At 70.3% G+C, this 8,408-nt stretch carries 5 protein-coding genes and 2 pseudogenes; 5 read left to right on the top strand and 2 right to left on the bottom strand.

The window, feature by feature from the left end; all coding sequences use genetic code 11:
• Window positions 1-124 (bottom strand): annotated as a pseudogene (locus tag ACNFOC_RS46215) (aromatic ring-hydroxylating dioxygenase subunit alpha); the annotation flags it as partial.
• Here ACNFOC_RS46215 and ACNFOC_RS46210 point away from each other — a divergent pair.
• The 5 genes and pseudogenes from ACNFOC_RS46210 to metG all read left to right on the top strand — a co-directional run.
• Window positions 125-571: pseudogene (locus tag ACNFOC_RS46210) on the top strand (alpha/beta fold hydrolase); the annotation flags it as partial.
• 75 nt (window positions 572-646) lie between these two features.
• The gene (locus ACNFOC_RS46205; RefSeq protein WP_416964995.1) at window positions 647-1,645 is read left to right on the top strand and encodes an endonuclease/exonuclease/phosphatase family protein; all 999 of its coding nucleotides are present in this window, start codon (window positions 647-649) and stop codon (window positions 1,643-1,645) included.
• Between the two features lie 26 nt (window positions 1,646-1,671).
• The gene (locus ACNFOC_RS46200; protein ID WP_416964994.1) at window positions 1,672-3,711 is read left to right on the top strand and encodes an FUSC family protein; all 2,040 of its coding nucleotides are present in this window, start codon (window positions 1,672-1,674) and stop codon (window positions 3,709-3,711) included.
• Between the two features lie 192 nt (window positions 3,712-3,903).
• Window positions 3,904-5,508, top strand: a complete 1,605-nt coding sequence (locus ACNFOC_RS46195) for a VWA domain-containing protein (protein ID WP_416964993.1) — start codon at window positions 3,904-3,906, stop codon at window positions 5,506-5,508.
• 142 nt (window positions 5,509-5,650) lie between these two features.
• Window positions 5,651-7,375, top strand: a complete 1,725-nt coding sequence (gene metG, locus ACNFOC_RS46190; protein WP_416964992.1) for a methionine--tRNA ligase — start codon at window positions 5,651-5,653, stop codon at window positions 7,373-7,375.
• A gap of 75 nt (window positions 7,376-7,450) precedes the next feature.
• Here the strand turns inward: metG and ACNFOC_RS46185 are convergent, their stop codons facing one another.
• A complete protein-coding gene (locus ACNFOC_RS46185) occupies window positions 7,451-8,209 on the bottom strand; it encodes an SDR family NAD(P)-dependent oxidoreductase (protein WP_416964991.1) in 759 nt (252 codons plus the stop codon).
• Window positions 8,210-8,408: the final 199 nt, after the last annotated feature.

Here is an 8,408-nt window from a genome sequence, read left to right as displayed (position 1 = left end):
CGACGCCTTCCGAGCCGTCGACGGTGAATCCCTGCACCTCCTCACCGAACTCGGCGCCGTGGCCGACGTAGTACTGGGCGGCGTACCCGTCGGCGAACTCCGGTAGTACCTCGGTGAGTTCGGGGTCCTCGCCGACACCTTCCCGTCGGCGGACACCCCGGAGGCGGCCCGCACCCGCGACACGACAGCCGACCGGCTCCTGCGGGAGGGCATGCGCGGTTACGCCGACGAGGTCCTGGAGCGGATGGTGGCGCCGTCCGCGGACCCCCAGGTCAAGGCGCACGTCCACGGCATGATGACGGCCACCGAACCCGGGTCCGCCGCGGCCGCCCTGCGCGCCCGCGCCCAACGCCCCGACTACCGCGACCTGTTGACCCGGGTCACGGTCCCGGCCCTGGTGGTCGTGGGCGCCGACGACACCTACACCCCCGTCTCCGACGCGGAGGCGATGCACGCGGCGCTCCCCGACTCCACGCTCCGGGTGATCGAGGGCGCGGCCCATCTGCCGAATCTCGAACGCCCGAAGGAGTTCAACGAGATGCTGGGGGAGTTCCTGGCACACGTCGGATAACCCTGGAACACGTGGATGATCCCGGAACACGTGGGATGATTCGGACACCTGCTCCCAAGACGGGAAGGTCATCACTTGGGCACCGCGACCTCCGAGTGGACCGCCGCCGACTTCGTGCCCGAACACCATCGCGCGCGCCGCTTCACGAGATGGTGTGCCGGGCTGCTGTTCGCGGTCGTGAGCGTGGTCGTCGGCTGCCGTACGGCCGACACGGACGGCATCACCCCGGTCCCCCAACTCCTCGCGTTCCTGCCCTGGTTGCTCGTCCCGACCGGCTTCGGACTGCTCCTCTCCCTCCTCACCCGCTGGCGGCTCGGACTGGTGTGGGGCGTCGCCGTGCTGGGCCTGCTGGCGTGGTTCATCGAGCCGTACGGGAAGAGCGGTGACGCGAGCGGTCCCGCGATCGCCCGGTTCCGGGTGCTGACGTCGAACGTCGAGTTCGGGCGGGGGACCGGTTCGCTGGTGCCGGTGATCCGGCGGGAGCGGCCGGACGTGGTGTTCGTGGAGGAGTGCGAGTACACCTGCCAGGCCACGCTGCGCAGGGACTTCGGCACCGAGTTCCCCTACCGGCGGGCGGTGGCGGCGGCCGGTTCGCACGGTTCGGTCATCCTGAGCCGCTTCCCGCTCAAGGGCACGAAGGGCGTCACCGGCACGATGGGCATGCCGGGCGCGGTGGCCGACGTGAACGGCCATTCCGTACGGCTCCAACTCGCGCACCCCATGCCCCCGTTGCCGAACCAGGTCGCCCTGTGGCGCCGGGAACTGGGCCGGCTCCGGACCTTCGCCGCCACCGACCCGGCCACCCCCACGATCCTCGCCGGCGACTTCAACTCCTCCCAGGACCATGCCGCGTTCCGCCGCATCCTGGACACGGGCCTGCGCGACGGCGCCCGCATGTCCGGCCAGAACCGCACACCCAGCTGGCCGGAGCGATTCGCGCCGACCTTCGGCACCCAGATCGACCACGTCCTCCTCTCCCCGGACTTCTCCGCGAACAGCGCCCGCTTCCTCGACCTGGCCGACACCGACCACCGCGCCCTGCTGGTCGACATCACGCTCCACCAGCACGAATAGGCAGAGGGGCTGCCCATAATGGGCGCATGTCCCGCGAGTTCCCCATCGGCCTCACACCCCCCGACTGGCTGGTGAGGAACCTCCAACCCCAGCAGGCCCCCCTCAACTGGCCGGCCATCGCCCGCGCCGCCGTCGCGATGGCCCTCCCCTTCACCATCGGCCTGGCCGTCGGACAACCGGCCTACGGCGCCCTCGCCTCCATGGGCGCCCTCTCCGGCGTCATCGGCGACACCGCCGACGCCTACCGCATACGGATCCTCAACATCGCGATCCCCCAGCTCTTCGGCGCGATCGGCGTCACGCTCGGCTCCGCGGTGTACGGCCACGGCTGGTACGCCGTCGCCGCGCTCACCGGCGTCGCGCTCGTCTCCGGGATGATCTCGACGATCGGCGCGGTGGCCTCCGTATCGGGCCTGCTTCTGCTCCTCAACTCGGTGATCGGCGCGGGACTTCCGCTCCCCGGCGCGTGGTGGCTGGCCCCCGCCCTGATGTCCGGCGGCGGCCTCCTGGTCCTCCTCCTGGCCTTGCTGGCCTGGCCGTTGCGCTCCGGAGTCCCGGAGCGATCGGCGGTCGCGAACACCTACCGCACCGTCGCCGACCTCCTCTCCACCTGCGGCGACGACCCGACGGCGGCCTACGACGCGGCCCGCCAGGCAGTCACGCAATCCCTGAACCAGTCGTACGACCTGGTCCTGGCCCGCAGAGCCCGCCACCACGGCCGCAGCCCCGAACTGACCCGTCTCCTGGCCCAGTTGAACGCCATCACCCCGGTGGTCGAGGCGGCCCCCGCGGTCCACCAGTCCGGCCGGCCGCTCCCACCCCAGATCCGCGAGACGGTCCGCCACCTCGCCCACGCCGTGGAGACCGGCTACACGGGCCCGATAGGCCTCGACCTCCCCACCCCCACCGGCGAGACGACCCGCGCGGTCGACCACGCCCTGCGCCACGCGGCGGAGGTGGTCACAGCCCCGGACGTGGACCCGAGGGGCATCGACGACCGCCTGGGCCGCCCGGCCGCCCTCCGCATCCGCACCGCGAGAGCGGCGCGCAATGTGCTGTTGTCCTCCGGCTCCTGGCGCTACGGCCTACGCCTGGCGGTCTGCATCGGCCTGGCGCAGGTGTTGGTGTCGTCCGTCCCCGTCCCGCGCTCGTACTGGGTCGCCCTGACCATCACGTTCGTCCTGAAGCCCGACTTCGGCTCGGTCTTCTCCCGGGCGCTGCTGCGCGCGCTCGGCACGGTGGCGGGACTGGTGATCGCGGCGGCGGTGCTGTCGGTGGTACCGCGGGGTTGGTGGGACGTACTGGTCCTGCTCCTCCTGGCCCCGCTGATCCCGGCCCTGACCCCCCGCGGCTACGGCTACCAGACGATGGCGATCACGCCGGTGATCCTGCTCCTCTCCGACGTCCTGAACCACCAGGGCACGGCGTTGCTGCTCCCCCGCCTGGTGGACTCGCTGATCGGCTGCGGGATCGCGCTGGTGGCCGGATATCTCCTCTGGCCGGAGAGCTGGCACACACGGGTGGGGGACCGCTTGGCGGAGGCGGTGACGGACACGGCGAGGTATGTGGAGTCGGCGTTCGGCACGTCGGAGAGTCCTGGTGTTGGTGTTGGTGTTGGTGTTGGTGTTGGTGTTGGTGTTGGTGTTGGTGCCGGTCCTGGTCCTGGCCCTGGTGCCGGTGCGGAGGTGGACCCGGCGGCCCGTGCCCGTATGCGCCGCCGCCTCTACCGCGACCTGTCCGTCATCCGTACGGAGTTCCAGCGCGCCCTCACCGAACCCCCGCCCACCGGCCGCCTGGCCGCCGGCTGGCTCCCGCTCGTCGTGGCCGTGGAACGGATCGTCGACGCGACGACGGCGGCGAGGGTACGGGTGAAACACGGAGCGCCACCGCCGTCACCGGCCGAGGTGACCCAAGTGGCTCGCCAACTGCGCGAGTTGTCGGAGGGCGTACGCGAGTCGGAGGTGCTGGTGGAGGTCCGTACGGACCTGACGGGCCCGGCGGACAGTGTGCTGGAGCCGCTGCGGCAGGAGGTGGCGGCGGCGCGGGCGATCGCGTCACCGCACTGAGATCACATCGTGGCGTCCGCCACGAACGGGCAGGTGAACGGGTGAGCGAAGTGGTGGCTGAAACAGGGGGTGTTGACGAGACGCGTCTCACGCGCCTCGCCCATGCCTAAGATCGCCATCCGAGGCCGCTAACCTTACGTGTCCGTCCTGGCCAGGGATTGACGGCTTCAACTCACGCGAAGGGTTGCGCACATGGGCATTCTCACTCTCCTGCGGAATGCGTTCGGCAGGTCACGCAAGGAGCGTGCCGCCGAGACAGAGAGTGCGGAACGCACTCCTTCGCAAGAGCAGCCGACCACGGTGACAACGGTGACAGGAGAACCGGACGCCAAGGTCCCGTCCCCCTCCACAGAACCCGACCTCACCTCGACACCCACCCCGTCCCCTGCGGCAACACCCCAGGTCCCGGAGCCCCGCCCGTCCTCCACGCTGGAGGACGACGACGAGCACGACCTCGTCGCGCTGGCCTTCGACAACGTGACGGTCCCGAAGCCGGCGACGTCGGAGGAAGGGGCGGAGGGTAGCGGGGGTTCGGCTGCGCGGGAGCCGGAGGCTGTGACCGGGGCGGTCGCGGAGCCGGTGACTGAGGCTGATGTTGAGCCGGAGGCTGTGACCGAGGCGGTCGCGGAGCCGACGGCTGAGACCGAGGCGGTTGCGGAACCGGTGATCGAAGTAGTCACCGAGCCGACTGCTGAGGCGGTCGCGGAGCCGGTGATCGAGGTGACCGCTGAGCCGGTGACCGAGGTCGTGGTTGAGCCGGCGACTGAGGTTGTTGCTGAGCCGGTTGTCGAGGCGAAGGCGGAGGCAGAGCCTGCGGCTGAGGTGACGCCGGAGGCGGAGGCTGAAGCGGAGCCGGTCGCGGAGGCCGAGCCCGAGGTGGAGCCGGTGACTGCCGAGGCGGCTGAGCCGGTGCTCGACGAGGCGCCCGCAGATGTGTCCGAGCCGGTGGCGGCCGAGGCCATCACCCCCGAACCCGCAGCGGAACCGGTGGCGGAACCCGTCGCCGAACCGGCAGCGGAGCCGGTCGCCGCGGACGCGGAGGCGGACGCAGAGGTGCCCGCCCCCTTGGCCGCGGCCGCCGATGGCGAGGACGCCCCACAGGGGCCACCCGCACCCGACGACGAAAGCATCACGGGCGGTGCGGGTGGGGAAAGCATCGAGGCCGATGGCGTAGCCGAGGCCGTGGGCAGCAGCTCCGCCGCGCTCGCTCTCGCCAAGGCCAACCTCACCGGTACCCGAGCGAAGCTCTACCTCGTCCTAGACCGCTCCGCGAGCATGCGCCCGTACTACAAGGACGGCTCCGCCCAAGCCCTCGCCGACCAGACCGTCGCCCTCGCGGCCAACCTGGACCCCGAGGCCACCGTCCACGTCGTCTTCTTCTCCACCGAAGTCGACGGCACCACAGACCTCACCCCCACCTCCCCCGAGAACGCGATCGACGAGGCCCACGCCGGCCTCGGCCGCATGGGCCGCACCAGCTACCACGCCGCCGTAGAAGCCGTACTGGCGCACTACGACAAGAACGCCACCCCCGGCGCCCCCGCCCTCGTCGTCTTCCAGACGGACGGCGCCCCGGACGCGAAGACCCCGGCCACCCAGGCCCTCACGGACGCCGCGAAGTCCCACGCCTCCGTGTTCTTCTCGTTCGTCGCGTTCGGCGACCACGAGAACAAGGCCTTCGACTACCTCCGCAAGCTGAAGACCGACAACACGGCCTTCTTCCACGCGGGCCCGACCCCCCTGGAGCTCACGGACGCGGAGCTCTACGACGGCGTCCTGATCGACTGGCGCCCGTAACCGCACAGCCGTAGGACAACGTGCCGCCCGCTTCCCACCCCGTAAAACGGGAGGCGGGCGGCACACCCATGTCGGCTACGATTTCAAGGTTCGCAAGTACGACCAGCAGCCTGACCGAAGACCGAACTGGGAGCAGCCCCCGATGGCTCGACACCTCATCACCAGCGCCCTTCCGTACATCAACGGGATCAAGCACCTGGGCAACATGGTGGGGTCCATGCTCCCGGCGGACGTGTACTCCCGCTACCTCCGCCAGCGCGGCCACGAGGTCCTGTACATCTGCGCGACGGACGAACACGGCACCCCGGCGGAACTGGCCGCCAAGGAGCAGGGCATCCCCGTAGCGGAGTTCTGCGCGCAGGCGCACGACGCGCAGAAGGCGGTCTACGACGGCTTCGCGCTGGCCTTCGACTACTTCGGCCGCAGCTCGTCCCCCCAGAACAGGGAGATCACGCAGCACTTCGCCCGCCGCCTGAACGAGAACGGCTTCATCGAAGAGCGCGCGATCCGCCAGGTCTACAGCCCCGCCGACGGCCGCTTCCTCCCGGACCGCTACGTGGAGGGCACCTGCCCGCACTGCGGCTACGACAAGGCCCGCGGCGACCAGTGCGAGAACTGCACCCGCGTCCTGGACCCGACCGACCTGATCAACCCGCGCTCGGCGATCTCCGGTTCCACGGACCTGGAGGTCCGCGAGACCAAGCACCTCTTCCTCCTCCAGTCGAAGCTCCAGCACGAGGTCGAGGAGTGGGTCGCCGCCCACGAGGAGGAGTGGCCGCAGCTGGCGTCCTCCATCGCCCGCAAGTGGCTCACCGAGGGCCTGCACGACCGCGCGATCACCCGCGACCTGGACTGGGGCATCCCGGTCCCCGCCGACACCTGGCCGGAGCTGGCCGCGGAGGGCAAGGTCTTCTACGTCTGGTTCGACGCCCCGATCGAGTACATCGGCGCGACGAAGGAATGGTCGGACGAGGACCCGGAGAACAGGAACTGGAAGTCCTGGTGGTACGAGTCCGACCAGGGCGAGAACCCGGTCCGCTACACGGAGTTCATGGCGAAGGACAACGTCCCGTTCCACACGGTGATGTTCCCGGCCACGCAGCTCGGCGTACGCGAGCCGTGGAAGAAGGTCGACTACGTCAAGGCTTTCAACTGGCTGACGTACTACGGCGGCAAGTTCTCCACGTCCCAGAAGCGCGGCGTCTTCACCGACCAGGCCCTGGCCATCCTCCCGGCGGACTACTGGCGCTACTTCCTGATCGCCAACGCCCCCGAGTCGGACGACTCGTCCTTCACCTGGGAGCACTTCACCGCCACGGTGAACAAGGACCTGGCCGACACCCTCGGCAACTTCGTCAACCGCGTCCTGTCCTTCTCGAAGAAGCGCTTCGGCGACGAGGTCCCGGCGGGCACGGACGCGGGCGAGCCGGAGACGAAGCTCGGCGAGGAGATCGCGGGCCTGCTCGCCGAGTACGAGACCCAGATGGAGTCCCTCCAGTTCCGCAAGGCCGCGGCGGCGCTCCGCGCCCTGTGGTCGGCCGGCAACTCCTACCTGGAGGAGAAGGCCCCCTGGCTGGAGATCAAGACCGACCCGGAGGCCGCGGCCCTCACCCTCCGCACCGCGATGAACCTGATCCACCTCTACGCGGTGGTCTCGGAACCCTTCATCCCGTCCTCGTCGGCGGCGATGCGCGCGGCGTTCGCGCTCCCGGCCGACACGGCGACCTGGGTCTCGCAGGAAGAGGCGAAGTCCCTGTCCACGGTCCCCGCGGGCACCCCCTTCACCGTCCCCCCGGTCCTCTTCGCGAAGCTCACGGACGAGGACCTGGAGACGTACAAGGAGCGCTTCGGCGGGGACAAGGCCTGACCCGGCGTAACCCGACACGACCCTGCATGACCCGGCTCGACCCTGCGCGATCCGGCGTGACCCGGTTGGAAATCCTCAGCCGAGCACGCTGAACGTCTCCTCCGCCCGATCTCGCCGCGCCGCCAACTCCCAGGCGGCGTCGGCGATTTCGTCCGGGTCGAGCGTCCTGTCGGCCAGGTTCCCGAACCGCTCCGGGTGCGCCGTCACGTACCCGTGGATGTCGCCCCGCTCGATGAGTCCGCCGATGACCAGGTTGCCGACGTAGATCTTCCGGTCGGCGAGCGCGGCGTTGAGGGTCAGGGCGTAGTTGCGCAGGGCGGCCGACGAGACGGCGAGCGCGCCGAGCGTGGGCATCGGCACCACGGCACTGAGTCCGCCCGCGAAGACCAGCGCGCCGCCGCCGCGCTCGACCATGCCGGGCAGCACCCTGTTCACCACGTCGACGGCCGGATACATCCAGCTCATCGCCTCCCGGACGTCGGCGGAGTCGGCCTCGGTGATCGACTTGGGGCGCGCGTCGAGGTCGAGGGCGCCCGGCCCGTAGTAGACGACATCGATGTGCCCGTACCGCTCGGCGACGGTGTCGAGCACCGACCCGAGCTGCTCGCTGTCGCGCACGTCGGCGACGTAGGCACCGGCTTCGATCCCCGCCGCCGCGAGTGACGCGACGTAGTCGGCGTGCCGGGTGTCGCTGCGGGACACCAGCGCCACCGCGTACCCCTCGCGGCCGAAGCGGTGGGCGATGGACATGCCGAGGCCGGGGCCGACCCCGATGACGACGGCGACCCCGGGTTCTGACGAGGTGGGCCCGGGCGGAGTGGGTGCTGCGGACATGACGGTGCCCTTCGACGGCGGACGGATACGCGGATACACGGGTACGCGGATGCACGGATGCACGGATGCGGCGAACTTGAGGATGCCCTCAACTTAATCCCGACCGTAGCACTCAACCTGAGGCCTGTCTTGCGGACCTAGAGGGCCCAGACCGCGAGCTGGAGCACGTCCCGAATCGCGTGGGTGGTGGCGCTGGGTA

It is taken from the genome of Streptomyces colwelliae (assembly GCF_048158785.1).
In the GTDB taxonomy this organism is placed as follows: domain Bacteria; phylum Actinomycetota; class Actinomycetes; order Streptomycetales; family Streptomycetaceae; genus Streptomyces.
This window is presented reverse-complemented; position numbering and strand designations above follow the sequence as displayed.